At 35.2% G+C, this 19,330-nt stretch carries 10 protein-coding genes; 5 read left to right on the top strand and 5 right to left on the bottom strand.

What is annotated here, in order from left to right:
* Positions 1 to 209: 209 nt before the first annotated feature.
* Positions 210 to 2,027 (bottom strand): 30S ribosomal protein S1, encoded by a 1,818-nt coding sequence (gene rpsA, locus J2Y60_RS06320; protein WP_309914950.1) that lies wholly within the window; start codon positions 2,025 to 2,027, stop codon positions 210 to 212.
* A 287-nt stretch (positions 2,028 to 2,314) separates the two neighbouring features.
* Here rpsA and J2Y60_RS06315 point away from each other — a divergent pair, with 287 nt between their 5' ends.
* Positions 2,315 to 7,708: a T9SS type A sorting domain-containing protein gene (locus J2Y60_RS06315; protein WP_309914947.1), complete on the top strand. Its 5,394-nt coding sequence runs from the start codon at positions 2,315 to 2,317 to the stop codon at positions 7,706 to 7,708.
* Positions 7,709 to 7,764: 56 nt separating this feature from the next.
* Here J2Y60_RS06315 and J2Y60_RS06310 read toward each other — a convergent pair whose 3' ends face one another.
* Together J2Y60_RS06310 and J2Y60_RS06305 are read right to left on the bottom strand one after the other, a co-directional pair.
* Positions 7,765 to 8,637 (bottom strand): inositol oxygenase family protein, encoded by an 873-nt coding sequence (locus tag J2Y60_RS06310; protein WP_309914944.1) that lies wholly within the window; start codon positions 8,635 to 8,637, stop codon positions 7,765 to 7,767.
* 122 nt (positions 8,638 to 8,759) lie between these two features.
* Positions 8,760 to 10,382 (bottom strand): sodium/sugar symporter, encoded by a 1,623-nt coding sequence (locus tag J2Y60_RS06305; protein ID WP_309914942.1) that lies wholly within the window; start codon positions 10,380 to 10,382, stop codon positions 8,760 to 8,762.
* Positions 10,383 to 10,552: 170 nt separating this feature from the next.
* On the opposite strand from J2Y60_RS06305, the gene J2Y60_RS06300 reads away from it, so the two are divergent.
* The 3 genes from J2Y60_RS06300 to J2Y60_RS06290 all read left to right on the top strand — a co-directional run bounded on the left by J2Y60_RS06300 (position 10,553) and on the right by J2Y60_RS06290 (position 15,895).
* Entirely contained in the window at positions 10,553 to 11,527 is a 975-nt protein-coding gene (locus J2Y60_RS06300; RefSeq protein WP_309914939.1) for a hypothetical protein, read from the top strand.
* 519 nt (positions 11,528 to 12,046) lie between these two features.
* The gene (locus J2Y60_RS06295; protein ID WP_309914937.1) at positions 12,047 to 13,030 is read left to right on the top strand and encodes a ribonucleoside-diphosphate reductase small subunit; all 984 of its coding nucleotides are present in this window, start codon (positions 12,047 to 12,049) and stop codon (positions 13,028 to 13,030) included.
* Positions 13,031 to 13,267: 237 nt separating this feature from the next.
* Positions 13,268 to 15,895, top strand: coding sequence for a valine--tRNA ligase (locus J2Y60_RS06290; protein ID WP_309914934.1), 2,628 nt, complete (start codon positions 13,268 to 13,270; stop codon positions 15,893 to 15,895).
* 353 nt (positions 15,896 to 16,248) lie between these two features.
* Here the strand turns inward: J2Y60_RS06290 and J2Y60_RS06285 are convergent, their stop codons facing one another.
* Both J2Y60_RS06285 and J2Y60_RS06280 read right to left on the bottom strand, forming a co-directional pair.
* Positions 16,249 to 17,262, bottom strand: a complete 1,014-nt coding sequence (locus J2Y60_RS06285) for an SMP-30/gluconolactonase/LRE family protein (RefSeq protein WP_309914932.1) — start codon at positions 17,260 to 17,262, stop codon at positions 16,249 to 16,251.
* Positions 17,263 to 17,345: 83 nt separating this feature from the next.
* Positions 17,346 to 18,422 carry a mechanosensitive ion channel family protein gene (locus tag J2Y60_RS06280; protein ID WP_309914930.1) on the bottom strand — a complete coding sequence of 359 codons (1,077 nt, stop codon included), beginning with the start codon at positions 18,420 to 18,422 and terminating at the stop codon, positions 17,346 to 17,348.
* Positions 18,423 to 18,590: 168 nt separating this feature from the next.
* Here J2Y60_RS06280 and J2Y60_RS06275 point away from each other — a divergent pair, with 168 nt between their 5' ends.
* Complete coding sequence (locus J2Y60_RS06275) at positions 18,591 to 19,319, top strand: type III pantothenate kinase (RefSeq protein ID WP_309914927.1); 729 nt, start codon at positions 18,591 to 18,593, stop codon at positions 19,317 to 19,319.
* The last annotated feature ends 11 nt before the right edge of the window (positions 19,320 to 19,330 follow it).

Raw genomic sequence — 19,330 nt, 5'->3', positions numbered from 1 at the left:
TGCAAAATTAATAGAAAAATATTTAAAACAAAAGAGTATGTCATATTTATTCTTTAATCTTTTTATAAAAAGGTGAGAATATGCTTAATTTCTTCTATAAAATTATGTTATATCAACAAGAAATTACTTGATATATTTTAAATAAAAAGCGTTCTGAAAATCCTAAGACTTCCAGAACGCTTTTTAAATTTATACTATCAAGAAATTGATTATTCAGCAGTGTTTGCTTTTTTATCTAATTTCTTTTTTGCTTCTTCACGAGCTGAATCTTCCATTTGAGCTTTCAATGCTGAAAGAGCATCTAAATCACCTAACGTTGATTTTTCAGTGTTATCAGCTAATTTCTGAACGTCTTTAGCTGTTTTCTTTTTCTCTTCAACTACCGCTTCTTCTTTCGCATCGTTGTAAACTCTTACGTGAGAAAGAACAATTTTACGGTCTTCTTTTTGGAATTCAATTACTTTGAAATCTAATTGCTCACCTACTTCAGCGATTGAACCATCTTCTTTAGTCAACTGCTTCAATGGAGCGAATCCTTCGATTCCGTAAGGTAACTCTAAAGTAGCTCCTTTATCATTCTTCGCAACGATTGTAGATTTGTGTACTGAACCTACTGTGAAGATTGATTCGAAAGTATCCCAAGGGTTTTCTTCCAATTGTTTGTGTCCTAAAGCAAGACGACGGTTTTCTGCGTCTAATTCAAGCACGATAACATCTAATTTTTCGCCAACTTTAACGAATTCAGATGGGTGTTTGATTTTCTTAGTCCAAGACAAGTCAGATACGTGAACTAAACCATCAATACCTTCTTCTAACTCAAGGAATAAACCGAAGTTTGTTAAGTTACGAACAGTTCCAGTATGTTTAGAACCAATAGCATAACGAGCTAACAAATCTTGTTTAGTCCAAGGATCTTCAGTCAATTGTTTGATACCTAATGACATTTTGCGTTCAGCACGGTCAAGTGTTAACACAACTGCTTCGATATTATCACCAACTTTCAAGAAATCTTGTGGGTTACGCAAGTGCTGAGACCAAGACATTTCCGAAACGTGGATTAAGCCTTCAACTCCTTGAGTAATTTCTAAGAATGCACCGTAATCAGCAACATTTACAACTTTACCTTTTACTTTAGAACCAACTTCAGTAGTTTCTGCTAAAGCATCCCAAGGGTGAGCTTGTAATTGTTTCATACCCAATGAAATACGTTTTTTGTTTTCATCGAAGTCCAAAACAACCACTTGGATTTTTTGGTCAAGTTTAAGCATTTCTTGTGGGTGGTTGATACGACCCCATGAAATGTCAGTAATGTGAAGTAAACCATCTACACCACCTAAGTCGATGAACACACCGAAGTTAGTCATGTTTTTGATTACACCTTCAAGTACTTGTCCTTTTTCAAGGTTAGTCAAGATAGACTGGCGTTGTTGCTCAAGGTCTTTCTCGATTAATACTTTATGAGATACAACTACGTTATCGTTAGCGTGGTTGATTTTAACCACTTTCACTTCCATTTTCTTTCCAACAAAGATGTCGAAGTCACGGATTGGTTTCACATCAATTTGTGAACCTGGTAAGAATGCTTCTACACCATAGATATCCACGATCAAACCACCTTTAGTACGACGTTTCACGAAACCATCGATAACGATGTCTTGTTCAAGAGCATCTTCAATGTTTTTCCATGCTGTCATTACTTTAGCTAGTTTACGAGAAAGAATCAATTGACCTGATTTGTCTTCTTGGTTTTCTACATAAACATCTACTACATCACCTACTTTCAAATCAGGCATATCTCTGAATTCAGAGGTTGGTACAAGACCATCTGATTTGAAACCAATATTCAAGATAATTTCACGGTCAGTAATCCCTACGACTGTTCCTTTTACTACTTGTTTCTCAGTAACTAAATTTAAAGTTTCCTCGATTAGAGCCTCCATTTGAGCTCTTTGCTCAGCAGAATAACCTCCACCGATACCTTTTGTGCCGACTAAATCCCAGTCGAAATCTGCTAATTGGTTAGCCATGTGTTTGATTAAAAGCCCTTTATACATCATCGCCACGGGCAAAATGCGAAGAAATTAAGTTAAATCCCCTAAAAGTGTTACTTTACGGGGGTGCAAAGATAGAAAAAAATTGTAATGATTTGATAATGAGGAGGAAAAATATTTTTTTTGATACTTAAATCTTAACTCTTCCTCAAAATCTCATTGTCCAAAATTTATAAAAGCAATTATTTATTAATTCTTTAATTTCAAATACATCTTTCTTTCTGTTTTATTTGTAAAAAATAAACTCAAACAATTGCCTACACATGAAGCATTTCTACTTACTCATTACACTATTATTTTGTATCAATTACACTACATTTAGCCAACAGGTATCCTCTAATTCTCCTATTTGTCTAGGCAATACCCTAGAACTCAAAGCAAGTGGTGGAAAAACGTTTGTCTGGAAAGGTCCAAATGGTTTTACTTCAAATTTACAGAACCCAATTATCGAAAAAACTATATTAGAGAACGGTGGTAATTATAGTGTTACTATTGATGGCACTACAACATTATCTGTTGATGTGAAAGTTGGGAAAACCTATTTTAACAAACAAGTAATATACAACTTTGTTAGCGGGACCAGTCTTGTACTTGGCACACAGCCTTCTGGTGCTAGTGATGTGGCATTTAGGTATTCTTGGATTGGCCCTGATAATTTTACTTCTCAAGAAGCCTTTCCGACCATTAACGGATTCGACAAAAGAGCTCAAGGTACATACACTGCTACAATGACTGATGGTTTTGGATGTACCTCGGAAACATCGACTATAGTAACCTTCAAAACACCAGACTGTCCCTATTCAACGAGATTGTACATAGAATCAGGAAATAATAGTAGTTATTATAGTTATATCAATGACTATGATACTTACTCTATAAAAATTTGTAAAGAAACACCTACTAATTTAAGGGTTGATACCACGTACTTGGGGAAATGTAAAGTACAATGGTATAAAAACAACCAATTGTTAATTGGAGAGAGTGGTGTAAAATTACAAATCACAGAAGATGATATTTACTATGCACAAATCACCAATACGACATGTGAATATCATAGTCCTAAATTAGAGGTAGTTAGTAAAACATCTGCCAATGTCTCTATTTCTTCAAGTTCCAATGAAAAAACAATCTCTATTTGTAAAAATCAAGGAGAAGCTTACTTGAGTGCTTCTACAGAATATTTATCACCTAATATTTATACTTATCAATGGTTAAAAAATGATAAATTTATAGACGGTGCAACCAGCTCAGGTTATTTAGCAAAAGAAGAGGGAGAATATAAAGTTATTGGAAAAACGGGCTTGTGTGTAGGGGTTTCTTCTCCTATTAAAATTATCAGTACAGATAACATATCCGCTAAACTATCATTTTGGGCGAATTCTTATAGTGACTCCTATGGAGTTACGTCGGATATGTCTGAAATAAGAGAAATGAAAGTTTGCTCAATTACTCCTATAAATTTCAACTTAATTGCTCAGTCCACTGGAAATCAAGAAATATATTTAAATGGAAAACTATATGGCTCTATAAGCGCCAATAGTAATGATAATGTGCGTATAGCTACCCAAAGTGGTACTTATAAATTAAAAGTAACACAAGGAAAATGTACTGCTGAAGACAGTCTAAAAATAACAATGGGTAAATCCTTCACTATCCCATTGTACCAAGTTGTTACACTTCCTTCTTATTATTATAGCCCAACAGTTAGTAATACTTATTATTACCCAGATTACAATTATTCAAGTTTTTTGTCAAATAATGGTTTCAAATGGTATAATGATGATAAATTGTACATACAACAATCAACGCTCACACCACTTATCTCTGGAAATTATCAGTTAAAATATACAGATAGCCAAACTGATTGTGTTGGAGAATCAAGAATTATTAAAATTGACAACCCTATCATAGCTCAAAAATTCACAATCAATAGTCCAAAAACGACAATTCTCTGTGAAGGTAGTTTACATACATTAACACCAAACATTTGCTATAACAATCAAATCGTTTGGAAAAAAGACGGAAAAAAAATACCTAACCTCCGTGGTGGTTGTGACATTACAGTGAATGAAGAAGGAAAGTACAGTTATGAATTCACTCAAGATTCTTACACTTATTATTCGGATACTATCGAAGTAAAAATTGAAAAACAGATTAATATCTCTATAAAAGATTCATGTTCTGCAAATAATACATTTACGTTAAACACAAATACCATTCTTGATGCAACATATCAGTGGTATCGAGATAAGCAACTAATAAAGGATGCTACATCCAATAGCCTCAATACAACTCAATATGGAAATTACTATTTACAGGTAATTAAAAATAATTGTGTTTATTCGTCTAAGGAATTTACACTAGGTATTTCCATTCCTGCTACACAAAATATTTGCAAGGGTGATTCTATTATTTTCTCAACTCAAGGGAACCTTAAAAATGTAGAATGGACTGGTCCAAATAATTTTAATGCTAAGATTCTAAATCCTAAAATACCAAAGTCGACAACAGCAATGTCTGGTCTTTATACGTTAAAAGGAGAAACCAGTAGTGGTTGTAATATTTCTACCCAAAGTAGTGTGATAGTAAATGAGTTACCCACAATGAATCTACCAAAAACAATAATTGCTTGTGAAGGTTCAGACTTTGAGTTTCCTCGCCCAATATCAATTTTAACTGATAGTACCGAAACAGCCGATTATTTTACCATTACTTTTATAAATGGCACACAATCAAGTATGATATCAGGCACTTCAACTTCTATGCCTCAATTTAAAAACATTTCTTCCAAAAATGCGGGGACTTATAAAGTTGAAGGCTTTGCAGATAAGGGTGGATGTTCTGTAACAAGCACTACACAATTATCGGTAGTAAATTCCGCAGAATGCAGAAGTATTTCATTAGGTAATCTTAATCCAAGTTATTTAACAACTGGTGTATGTATAAATAGTGAAATTGAGATTCCATTTAACACAACAGGAGTTTTCCCTATTGGAACAAAATTTAAAGTAATTACTGTTGAAAATTATGTATTGGGTGAAGGTACTACAAGTCCAATCAAAATCAAAGTGCCACAGTCTTTTAGTAATTTTGAAATTAGGATTATTACAGAAGATAAGACCGTAAGTTCTATTTCATCCAGAATTAAACTAAAAATGAGCTTACCTGATGATAGTTATGTAAGCAGCACGCTATATTCTGGAGATTATAACACTCAGGATATTATTGCATGTGATAGTGCCCATATTTACATTTTCAATCATGTTTACTATTCTCAAAAATTCAAAAACTATCAATGGTTTAAAGACAAAATAAGAATAGAGAACTCTAATAAACCCGACTTACAAGCTAATCAAAGTGGGAGTTATACACTAAAATATGAAACATCCCTTGGGTGTACTTGGGAAACAAAACCAATTAAAGTAACGCTTGGACAATTACCCAAACCAATAATAAGTGGGAATAATCAATTTTTATGTGGACAAGAAACAATTGATATTAATGCCTATTTCTCTGATGGGAATATTATATGGAAAAGAGATGGAATATTACTTGCAAGTAAAAACAGTAGTACACTTACAACAAATCAAGAAGGGAAATATGTAGCCACCATTCAAAAAAACCAATGTTTAGCCATTTCGGATACCTTTGAAATTACAAAAAGTCCTATTAAAGATAAGTTAAAGGCAAAAGTTTCATATAGTTACTGGACGGTTGGATGCTCTAAATTCAAAGCTGATTTATACGCCTCAACAGATTATTCAAGTAAAAAACTAAAGTATCAATGGTTCAAAAATGGTATTGAAATTCCGAATGTAAATGACTCCTTTTTTAGTACAACTGAAAGCGGGAAATACTCGGTCAAAATAAGTAATGGTATATGTGAAGGTTTTTCAGAAGAAGTTATTATCAATAATCCTGTTATACAAAAAGCAAGCTATGCAAAATCGTATTATGGTGATATAGAAACAGATTACTGTGAAGGGTCAACTATAAGATTAAATATTAACAATTTTTTACCGACCTCAATATCAAATGAATTTACCAGTGACTCTTCTCAAACTAATTTCCCCCTTATTAAAAATACAATCTATTGGTATCGAGACGGTAAGCAAATCAACGAGATAGAATATCCATCAAAATCAGGTAGTGTCTATACGGAAAAGGGTGATGATTATATTTCTTTTTATTCTGAAAATGGTAAACGTATTAACTATGCTAATTTCTCAAGCAAAACCTCAGGAAAATATTATACAGTTATCAAAGCTCTTTACGAAAATGGAGAAGAATGTCAATCATCAACCGACACTGTTGACATTAAGTTTAGTAAGCGAGTACAACTAGTAAATGACTATGCTTATGATAAAAATTTGAAATATATACCTATTGTAAGTTGTCAAGATTCTGTAACGATTCTGGGGAATTCAACCTCAACTTCTATAAATAGTTATGATGGAGCTATGAACAGCCAAAGAGCCATTGGGTATACTTGGAAAAAAGATGGACAAATATTTAAGCCATCGAATAATCAAGAAAATACACAATCTATTACCACTAACCAAGAAGGTACTTATGTATTAGAAACCCAATACAAAGGTGGCTGTGTTTCTCTTTCACAACCTTATAAAGTCTCCTTAGGGAAACTGGTAGTGTCGATGGATAGGCAAACTTCTTATGACAATAACATTTGTGAGGGTAACAAAATCACTTTCTATGGCATGGCTTCAACTAGTGTTATTGACACGAATAAAATAGTGTACAAATGGCTCAAAGATGGCGTTAGTCTTAGCAATTTATCCTACATAACCACAAGTAAAGCTGGATCATACCAATTAAAAGTGAGTCAGGGCAAATGTGAAGGAACTTCTGAAACCATTAAGGTGAATTTCGTTAAAATCCCAACTAGTATTAGCCCTAAAGACTCCATTACTTTCTGTGATAACTCAACCGTTGAACTGATTGCTAGTAACGAAAGTGGCTTAAAATATCAATGGGAATTAAATAATGTAGGAATCAAAGACGCTAATACATCCACCTTAAAAACTAATAGCTCAGGGATTTACAGGGCTTTGCTCAGAAAAGGTGAATGTTGGGATTATTCAGAGAAAGTAAAAACAATTGCCTTGCCTACTATTTTACCTAAAGCGACGCTATCGGGTAATCAAAACATTGATTATGACAAGGAAGCTAAAATAGCTGTCAATTTCAACTCTTACGCCCCGTGGACTTTTAAATTATCGGATGGACAAACATTTACGGCTACTACCTCGCCTTTTGAAGTCACCGTAAAACCGCAATTTACTACTACTTATACCATTAGCGAAGTGAAAAATCTTTGTGGAATTGGTACAACAGAAGGCTCTGCTAAAATAGAAGTGCTTGTTTTGGCTAACGATATTGAGAAAAATATCAATGTAGAGGTGTATCCTATTCCTACTGCCGAAATTTGTAACTGGAAAGTAAATACCGATAAACCTGAAAAAGTATATCTAACCCTTTATAATATAAGCGGTCAGATATTATTAGAACAAGTTTCTGATAAAAATACTCAAAGCCATTCTGGAGCGATTGACTTTTCTAAAATTAATACTGGTACTTATTTCTTAAAAATTGATGTTGGCAACAAAATCATTACTCGAAAAATTATTAAGTATTAATCTTTATCCTTAACAATACAAAAGCCATCCAGAAATCTGGATGGCTTTTGTATTAATTAAAACTTCAAGTTAGCTGGTAAATATTTTTTTACTAACTCTTTGTAATATGGTTTCAAGGCTTCTGTATCTGGAGGTACAGGAAGTTTTGAATACAAATCATAAGGATTGAATTTCTTTACCCATTCAAACATTTCATGGTCATGTTCATCCATCAAATGCTCATACGCGTTTTCACGGTGTTGTGAATAAAATGAGTGATAGCGAATCATGTACAAGGCTGGCTCTGGCAAATTATCTTTTACCATTTGATATAGATATTCATCATGTCCCCACGACATATCGACATTTCTTAAACCGCAGTTTGGTGAATAAACACCATATTTAGTATTAAAACGTTCGTCGTGAGCATCTGGATTAGCTTCAAAATATTCTGAATAAACAATTTTATCTGAATGTTTACACCCTACAGGAAAAGTATCCCCTACTACTGCCCATTGTGGTTCACCAAATAGGCAAAGTACTTTACCCATATCGTGCAATAAACCCGTCAATACAAACCAATCTGGATGACCGTCTGCACGGATAGCCTCAGAGGTTTGTAATAAATGTTGCCATTGGTCTAATGAAGTATCAGGGTCAGAATCATCTACCAACGAGTTTAAGAAATCAAAGGCATCCCAAATAGGCATTTCTTTTTTATCGAATTTCAAGAACTCAGCCTGTTTTTGCTTGACAAAGTCATAAGTTTGGTACTTATGATTCAAACGATAGAACTCCCGAACGGTATCTCTCTCGGGGTTGTCGTAGTTGCGATACTCTTCTTTTGTCTTTGTAAAGGTAGTATCTTCTTCGGGATAACGCTGTAAAACATCGTCTTCCCATACATCCAAGCTCGCTAAGGGAGCGATTTCTTTTTCTGAAAATTCCATGAGACCAAAACAGATTAAATTGTATAAATTAATGATATTGAATATTAGATAATTGTACTTAAAAATTGTATTATCAAAAGTATAAATTTTATTGCATACTTTTGATACAATAGGTTTTGATTTTACCAAAACACGGTATAAAGTGCTGCTAAAACGCCACAAATCAGCATTGAAATAACTACAAAAGAACTAGATACCTTAAACATACTCGTATCTACTTCAAACCCTTTTGTTTCCTTCTTCTTTCTGTCTTCTATCAACGAAATGGTTATCATCAAAATTACTAAAATCAGATATACCCATAATGTTCTATCTAGAAAAGGGATAGGGTCTGTATGCATCCAATCAGGTAATATTTTGAATAACAGCGAGAGCGGTAAAGTCAATACAGCAGCAATAATTGCAGCATTTGAAGTAGTCTTTTTCCAGAACAAGCCCAGCGAAAATAAAGCAAAAGCACCAGGGGTAATATAGTTTGAATATTCCTGAATAAACTGATATGCTTGTTCGAGGTGGCGAAGCTGTGGCGTAACAATCAAGGCTATCGCAAAGGAAACCCAAACGGCGTATCTACCTATTAAAACGGTTTGTCTTTCGGTCGCATTTTTATTTAGTATCTTTTTATAAATATCTAAACTAAAAATCGTAGCGATACTATTACACTTGCTAGCCAAAGAAGCTACAATGGCAGCCGTAAGGGCTGCGAAAGCCAAGCCTTTTAAACCTTGTGGCAATAAGTTCATCAACGACGGGTAGGCATGGTCGGGCTTTACGACACCGTGTAAATCTACCATTTCCTGTTGTAAAGAACCATTATTGTATAATACGTAGGCCGCTATACCCGGAATAACGCAAATTAATGGAATCAATAACTTTAAGAAAGCCGCAAAGATAATTCCACTTCTTGCCGTTTTTAAGTCTGCCCCCAAGGCTCTTTGAACGATGTATTGATTACATCCCCAATAATTAAGGTTGTTAATCCACATCCCTCCTATCAGAATAGACAATCCGGGTAATTCGTAATAATGCTTGTCACCTTTTGAAAAAATCATGTGAAAATGATCATCAGCTTTTGTTTTCAGCAAAGACAATCCATCAAAAATACCTTCTCCGCCAAACTTATCCGAGACCATATTGAGTGCTAAATACGTCGTGGCTAATCCTCCTAAAATCAGTACTACTACTTGGATTACGTCTGTATAGCCAATCACCTTCATCCCTCCCAACGTAATGAGAATAGCAAAAATAGATAAAGCACCCATACAGTATTCAAATCTTACTCCTGTAATGGTTTCTAAAGCCAATGAGCCTAAGTATAATATAGAAGTAAGGTTAATAAACACATACAGCAAAAGCCAAAACACAGCCATGATTGTCGCTACGGTATCATTATATCGTAAAGACAATAATTGAGGCATGGTGTAAATCTTATTCTTTAGATAGATAGGTATAAAAAACACTGCTACAATGATAAGGGTAGCGGCTGACATCCATTCATACGAAGAAATAGCCAAGCCTATGGCAAAGCCAGAACCCGACATGCCGATAAAATGCTCTGCCGAAATATTAGAGGCAATCAATGATGCTCCGATAGCCCACCAAGTGAGCGACCCTTCGGCTAAGAAAAACCCTTGGGTAGTGGTGTTTTTAGTTTTGTCTCGTTGAAATACCCAATAGCCATACGAAGCAACAAGGATTAAATAAAGTAAAAATACGACGTAGTCGAGCTGTTGAAGGCTATTCATATTAAATGGATAAAATCTAATAAATTCTAAGATATATCTAAAAGTATATATTGTTATTTTTTACTCATTTTACTGAATATTTATATAAATCGGTTTGTATCCTGAATAGGATTCCCTCATAAATACTTTCTAATTGAATAAGTCGTTTACTAGCATATTAACATTGCTCCATGATGCTTTATAAAAACGCTTCCATATTTTTTCTAGCTTTTGTAGTTGGCTTATGCTCAAAAAGTGTTGCTCAAACGCCGTCTTTGAGTCAACTGTTTTACCCAAATATTACTTTACGCGCAGAGTTTATGCCTGAAACTTCTTTGTCTAACGGACAAAGGTTTGGGTTTAATAGAACAACAGCAGTAGGAGTTATGCCATTGAGTACAGAAATTCAGGCAGGAATTGGTTTTGGTAAAAAAGCAGATATTCAAGCAAAGCATTCTTTGTTAATTGCGAACCTTGCACAAATAAATACAACGATTGACGGCAAAGACCAGCCCGATGGTGGTTACAAAACCTTAGGGGTAACTTATGTACAATTGAAAGCTAGTTTACGTGAAAAACTGTGGGTATATGCTGTAGGTGGAGGTATCACACAAACGAATGAAACTTTCTTGAATCCGCAACCTTATTTTTATGGTGGTGCTGCCCGACTACGGATTTTGGGTTTACGAACTCAGATACTTTATGGAACTGCCATTATCTATAATCAAAAGTTTAGAATTATTCCTGTATTTGGTTTTACAAAAGCACTCGGCGATGACTGGAAGGTTTCGGGTATATTGCCATTTAGGGCTAGTTTAGGGTATAAAGCAAAACCTTGGCTTCATCTGGACTTCAATAGTGTGTATGACGGATACAGTGCTGGTTATCAAGAATATGCTATTCCCGAAAAGATGATTCGTCGCCAAAACTATCAACAGGTTAGGTTTACATTATCAGCCAATGCTCATGTATTAAATGTTTTCAACCTTGGAGTGGAGGGCGGATTAACTGCTTTCCGAAAAGTAAAGACGTTTAATTCAGCCAACGAAAATTTAAGCACTTCTAGTTTGCCTGTAGCTCCTTATCTTGGCTTAAGTATAAGATATATTACCAGTAAATCTAAGATTTCATCAAAATTTTTGAAAAGTACTGGCATAGATTTTTAATACTATTCTGTAACATTCTGATAAACAATACTATCAATTAATCCTAACAAATAAATACTTTATAGTATTTAAATTGCGATTTTAAGGGCTGAATAATATTTCTAAAAATTCAATAATATTTCTTAGTTATTGAGCTAAAACCTTTCTAAATTTGAAAAAGATAGCTCGGCACTCATATCGGCTTGAAGCTTCTAGTGAATTGTATTTTGTACCTGCCTAATAGCCCACTAAAATTTTTATCTGATTAATTTTACACATTAAGCGTTCGTCTTGCAAAAAGGAGTGCTTATCAAAAACAGCAGATTTTTTTCCTGAAAATATAACTTCCTAACTACTTTTGATGTTGCGGTAAGTAGAGATTAGCAGAATTTAAGCTTAAAGCTTTGGATTAATAAGTGTGAAAGACACTAAGTACCTGACGTCCAATAATTTTAAATATTACAATAGAAAAACAAAGATTTTTATATAAAAGAATTGTTCAGATACTGAATTGCTGAACAGAAAATTCCCTTAAAAACCATGACAAACATTACGCAAATAGAGCCCCTTTTAGTTGAAGATCCAAACCGCTTTGTATTGTTTCCTATTAAGCAAAATGATATTTGGCAATTCTATAAAAAAGCGGAAGCTTCTTTTTGGACTGCCGAGGAAATAGACCTTCAACAAGATTTAGCAGACTGGGAACATCGTTTAAATGATGGAGAAAGACACTTCATATCACACGTATTGGCATTTTTTGCTGCTTCAGACGGTATCGTAAACGAAAATCTTGCAGTAAACTTCCTTTCTGAAGTACAATACGCAGAGGCTAAATGTTTCTATGGATTTCAGATTATGATGGAAAATATTCACTCTGAAACGTACTCATTGTTGATTGATACTTATATTAAAAATCCTGTAGAGAAAGATAAAATGTTGCGTGCTGTGGATACTATTCCATGCGTAAAGAAAAAAGCAGACTGGGCATTGCGTTGGATTAACGATGGCAACTTTGCTGAGCGTTTAATTGCTTTTGCTGCGGTAGAAGGTATTTTCTTCTCGGGTTCTTTCTGTTCAATTTTCTGGTTGAAAAAACGTGGTTTAATGCCTGGCTTATCGTTCTCGAACGAATTGATTTCAAGAGACGAAGGTCTTCACTGCGACTTTGCTTGTTTGCTTTATACCGAACATATCAAAAATCAATTAGAGCCAGATTCAGTATATAAAATCATCATGGATGCGGTTGCTATTGAAAAAGAATTTGTAACGGACGCTTTACCAGTTTCATTAATCGGAATGAATGCTGAATTGATGTGTCAATACATCGAATTCGTAGCCGACCGTTTATTATTGGCTTTGGGCTTACAAAAACAATATAATGCAACCAATCCATTTGACTTTATGGAGATGATTTCATTGCAAGGAAAAACTAACTTCTTTGAAAAACGAGTGGCAGAATATCAAAAATCAGGCGTCATGTCTGAAAAAGAATCAATGTCATTCTCTTTGGATGAGGACTTTTAGTCAATATATCTAGCATTAACGACAAAGCCCTCAGACATTCATTGTTTTGAGGGCTTTTTGTTTGTTACTCATGGCATGACTTAATAGTACTTTAGAAGAATATGACCAATTTAATGAAGTTTGTCATTGATTCTCTTTAATATCTCCTTCCGTTCAATTGAGTCCTTTCCTTCAAAATCCGTATCTTTGCAACAAATTTCCGTCAGGGTAGAAAGGCTGACTCACAATTCTTATAAAATGATTTCAAAAACATACGCTCCACAAGACATTGAAGCCAAATGGTACAAGTATTGGCTCGATAATAAATTCTTTGCTTCAAAACCAAATCCAGACAAAGAACCTTATTCTATTGTAATTCCTCCGCCAAATGTAACGGGTGTGCTCCACATGGGACACATGCTGAACAATACTATTCAAGATGTATTGATTCGTAAGGCTAGAATGGAAGGTAAGGAAGCTTGTTGGGTGCCGGGTACAGACCATGCGTCTATCGCCACAGAAGCGAAAGTGGTAGCGATGTTGAAAGAAAGAGGTATTGAGAAAAAGGATTTGACACGTGACGAATTCTTAGCTTATGCCATGGAATGGAAAGATAAGTACGGCGGAATTATCCTTGAACAATTAAAAAAGCTAGGTGCTTCTTGTGATTGGGACAGAACTCGTTTTACGATGGAGCCATCATTGTATCAAGCTGTAATTGATACTTTCGTGCGTCTGTATGAAAAAGGGAAAATTTACCGTGGCGTAAGAATGGTAAACTGGGACCCACAAGGGAAAACTGCTTTATCTGACGAAGAGGTAATTGACAAAGATATTCAAGCAAAATTATATTACATTACTTATAATGTTGTTGGAGAAGAAGGAAGCTTAACGATTGCAACTTCTCGCCCTGAAACTATCATGGCGGATTCGGCTGTTTGTATTAACCCGAACGACGAGCGCTATACTCATCTTCATGGCAAAACAGTAACGATTCCACTATTAGGTCGTGCTATTCCTGTCATTTTAGACGAATACGTAACGATGGATTTTGGAACGGGTTGTTTAAAAGTAACGCCTGCTCATGATTTAAATGACTACGAATTAGGCTTAAAACATAAATTACCAGTAATCGACATCTTGGATGATGCAGGTTTCTTGAATGAAAAAGCTGTATTATTTGTAGGTCAAGACCGTTTTGCAGCGCGTAGAAATATTGTTAAAGAGTTAGAAGAAGCGGGGCATTTAGTAAAGGTAGAAGAATACAAATCTATCGTTAAAACTTCTGAGCGTACTGGGGCAGTTATCGAGCCTAAGTTGTCGCTACAGTGGTTTTTAGAGATGAAGGAGGTTTCTCAGCCAGCGTTAGAAAACGTAATGAATGATAACATCAAATTGTATCCACCGAAATTCAAGAATATGTATTCGTCTTGGATGGAAAATGTGAGAGATTGGTGTATTTCAAGACAACTTTGGTGGGGGCAACAGATTCCTGCTTATTACTTGCAAGACGGCACTGTTATCGTGGCAAAAAGTAAGCGTGAAGCCTTGCGTAAAGCACAACACGAATTACAACTGTTTGCTTTGACTGAAGAGGATTTGACACAAGACCCAGACGTTTTGGATACTTGGTTCTCATCTTGGTTATGGCCAATTTCTGTATTTGATGGCATCGAAAATCCTGATAACGAGGATATTAAATATTATTATCCAACCAACGATTTAGTTACTGCTCCAGAAATTTTATTCTTCTGGGTAGCTCGTATGATTATTGCTGGATACGAATGGAGAGGCGAATTGCCTTTCAGAAATGTGTATTTAACAGGTATCGTTCGGGATAAATTAGGTCGTAAAATGTCTAAATCACTTGGTAATTCACCAGACCCATTAGACTTGATTGCTCAATACGGAGCTGATGGCGTTCGTACAGGGATGCTTTTTAGTTCTCCTGCTGGAAACGACTTGATGTTTGATGAAAAACTTGTAGAACAAGGGCGTAATTTCTGTAATAAAGTTTGGAACGCTTATCGTTTGGTAGAAGGTTGGAATGCAACAGATATTTCACAACCACAGGAAAATTCATTAGCCATTCAATGGCTTGAATCACGTTTGAATCAGACGATTATTGATGTTCAAGAGCATTTTGTGAAATTCCGTATTTCTGATGCTCTTTTGTCAATTTATAATTTGATTTGGGATGATTTCTGTGGTAAATACCTTGAAATGATTAAGCCTCCTTACGAACAGCCTATTGATAAAGCGACGTTTGAAGCTACAATTACGCTCTTTGAAAAATTGATGTGTTTGGCTCATCCATATATGCCATTTATCACAGAAGAAATCTGGCAAGCGATTAGTCAACGTGGAGAAACTGAAAGTATCTGTAGAGCAAGCTATCCAATAGCGGGCGAAGTAAACACCCAGCTTTTAGGTGATTTTGAGGTAATGTTTACCATTGTTACCAAAATCCGCGAAACGCGTAATGCTAAGCAACTTTCGCCTAAAACAGCCTTACCATTATCTATCAAAACTGATGATAAAGCACGCTATCAAACGTTAGAAGGTATTATTCAAAAGTTGGCAAATACCGAAACGATTGAATATGTAAGTGATAAGGTAGAGGGAGCTCTTTCGTTTGTCGTAAAAGCTGATGAGTTCTTTATTAATCTTGCCGGAGAAATAGACGTTGAGGCTGAATTAGCCAACGCGCAAAAAGAATTGGAGTATAATTTAGGCTTCAAAAAATCAACCGAAGCTAAATTGGCAAACGAACGCTTTGTAGCCAATGCCAAACCAGAATTAGTAGAAAGAGAACGCCAAAAATTGGCTGATGCTGAATCGAAAATAAAGGCTTTGGAAGAAATGATTGCTAGTTTGAGTAAGTAATTCGCTGTGAGCAATGAGCTGTTAGCTTTGAGATTTATTTATTAAATAAAAAGACTCGGGATTTGTCCTGAGTCTTTTTGTTTTATTGGCATTGAATGATGTGTGAAAGCTTTATTTCACCCGTAGATTTACGGTGATTTAATACGCAGATTCACACAGATTTTTTTAAAAAGGCAAAAAAAGCTGACAACCGAAATCCGATGTCTGAAAGCTTGATTTTACCCGCTGATTTACGCTGATTTGATACGCAGATTCACACTGATTTAAAAAAAGCCAAAGTAAAAAGCCTATAACCGAAGCCCGATATCTGAAAGCTGACAGCTTAAAAAATCTCAAAGCTCACAGCTAAAGAGCTAAAACCCAACTCCTGTAGTCAAGGTCTTCACTCTACATAGATACATATCTGCTGTAATATAAAGCGTTGAGCCATCGTCTCCCCAAGCACAATTGGATGTAGGGATACCACCTCCCAGTTCTATTCTTCCCAACAGTTTTCCTGCTGGAGATATAATCAATACTCCACCAGGGCCAGTAGCAAACAAATTACCTTTTTTGTCTATTTTCATGCCATCTGGCAGACCTGTTAATTGCTCATTTTTCACCATCGAGGTTGCATCAAAAAAGATGCTCCCTTTGCCCAAACTTCCATCTGCATTTACTGGATAAGCCATATAAATGGCACTGTCTTCATGTGACTGTGCAACATATAAAGTCTTTTCATCTGGCGAAAATGCTAAACCATTTGGTCTAATCAAATCATTAGCGACCAATGTTACTTCACCATCTGTACCAATACGATAGACGCCAAATTCAAGTTCTCTACTTGGGTCTTTATCTTTTTTAGCCAATCCATAAGGGGGATCTGTAAAATAATAAGCTCCGCCTGAATGCTGTACTACATCGTTAGGACTATTAAACCTTTTCCCTTGATAATTATCAGCCAATGTTCTTTTACCACCTTTAGTTAGCGACATTGATGATACCCTGCGGTCACCGTGTTCACAGGCTACTAATTCGCCTTTTTTATTAATCGTCAATCCATTACTCCCAGGTTCGTCACTATATTCTCCTAAGCCTGTATAGCCAGAAGGCGATAAAAAAACTGTCGCTCCTTCTGATTCATCCCATTTAAAAATAGTATTAGCAGGAACATCTGAAAATAGTAAATACTTACCTTTTTTATTCCAGATAGGTCCTTCAGACCAGACATAGCCTGATGACAAAATTTCAATTCTTGAATCCACTGGAAGTAAACTTCCAAGTGTGGCATCAAACTGAGTGATTTTTCCTAGTGTTGGATAAACTTTTTGGGCATGAATTGTTGACATTGTAACAACGGTAAGCAATGTGGTTAATTTTTTTTTCATTAAGATAGTATATTATTTATAAACAGTTAGTTGTGCAAATATACAAAAAACACAATGCTATCTATAAAAAATATTATTCCAAATTATAGCCTGCCAACAGGATTAGCGAACTTTGCTCCGTTTCTTTCTACGATATCTACAATTTTATAATTAATTTCTTCGCGAGTAGTGTTTAAAATAACCACGTTGTTGCTATCAACATTGTAAGCCACCTGAATGTCTAATGAACCATCACCAATACCATCAAAACGAGTAACGCCAGGGTCTGGAGTATAGATATTTTTATGAGCCATTACTGTTTCCTGAATCTCAGATACAATTTTTTGAATGGTATCAGCAGGCGTATCCTGTTGAAGTCTGATTGATGATTTTACCCTGCGGAATTGTCGGGTACTCATGTTCTCTAACGCTTGAGCAGTAAGTAGGCGGTTAGGAATCGTAACGACACTACCGTCTACCGTTTTTACTCGAGTACTCCTAAAGCCAATTTTTTCGACATCACCCGTTACCTTATCTATTTGGATATTATCGCCAACCACAAAAGGCAAATCCATAAAAAGCATTAATGACGCAAACAAGTTTTCCAAGGTTTCTTTGGCTGCCAAGGCAATAGCTAACCCCCCAATACCAAGCCCTGTAACCAAAGCCACTACATCTATCTTGAAGACAATCCCGAGCATGGTAAAGAAGGTAGTAACAGATAACGTCACAATGGCCAAATCTTTGAAGAAAGGCACAAACTGGTCGTCTAGCTTAGTTTCTGTCAGTGCGGCACGTTCTTGAAAAATCAAGGCAATGAATTTTATCAATCGAATCAGAATCCAAGAAATAGAGAAAATCAGGATACATTGATAACATTTCAATACTACCATTCTCAGTCCAAATGTTTCTCTAGCAACCAAATTCCAAGAAGTAGGAAAGTGTAGGTATTGAAAAGCAATATAAACCATCAATAGAATGATAAAAAGCTCGACGGGCTTTCTGAGCATCTCAATACAAGTATGAAAAGATACTTTATCGTGCCTAATAAAACGATAAAGTATTTTACTTAACGATATGGACAACAAACGCTTTATTAATAGGCCAACAATTATAATTCCAATAAACCAGAGAATATCATTAACTTTATTTTCAAGAATTTCAGACTCTAAGAATTCCATAATATTTATTTTTTTTTCTGCAAAGATGGTAATCATCTTTTGGAGTGAACACAAGAATTTTAAAAACTCGTTCCCAAAATTGTAAAATTTGCTTTTATTTTAAACGATGTACTTTCACTTTTATGTGAAAAAATTATTCCTAAGGCAATTTTTTACCTTCTATTTTATATGAATTTAGCTATAGATTTAGGAAACACTTTTGCTAAAATTGGTCTTTTTGAACAAGGAAAACTGATAGAAACAAAAGGCTCTTTTACATATCAGGCATTATTGGAATATGTAACACACTTGAAGCCAAGCAATATTATTATTTCAACAGTTAGTTATTCAGAGGAGCAATTAAGGCAGGATTTTGATAATATTGAGGCTAAATTATTATTTTTAAAAAATACCACGCCTGTACCCATCACTAAATTGTATGATACGCCCGAAACCCTTGGAGCCGACCGCATTGCTGCGGCGATTGGTGCCAGAGTGGTTTTCCCTGAAAACAATGCCATGATTATCGACATGGGGACTTGTATTACTTACGATTTGGTTGATATTGAAGAAAATTTTCATGGCGGCATTATCTCTCCTGGCGTACGGATGCGTTTTACTGCTATGAATACTTTTACGAAACGTTTGCCGTTATTAGAACCAGCAGAAGCCCCTATTATTTTGGGAAAAAGTACAGCCCATGCCATGCAAAGTGGCGTAATGAACGGCATAACTGCTGAGATTAATGGATTTATTGAAGAATATAACAAGCTTTTAACAAAAATTAACGTCATTTTATGTGGCGGAGATGCTACATTCTTTGCAAACCGCATAAAATACCCGAACTTTGTAATTCCAGAGTTGGTGCTGATTGGACTTAACAGAATTTTAGAATATAATGTCGAACAAAATAAATAGTATTTCAAATT

It is taken from the genome of Arcicella sp. BE140 (assembly GCF_031456255.1).
GTDB lineage: Bacteria > Bacteroidota > Bacteroidia > Cytophagales > Spirosomataceae > Arcicella > Arcicella aquatica.
Note: the sequence above shows the minus strand (reverse complement) of the source record. Positions and strands in the feature narration are given on the sequence as shown.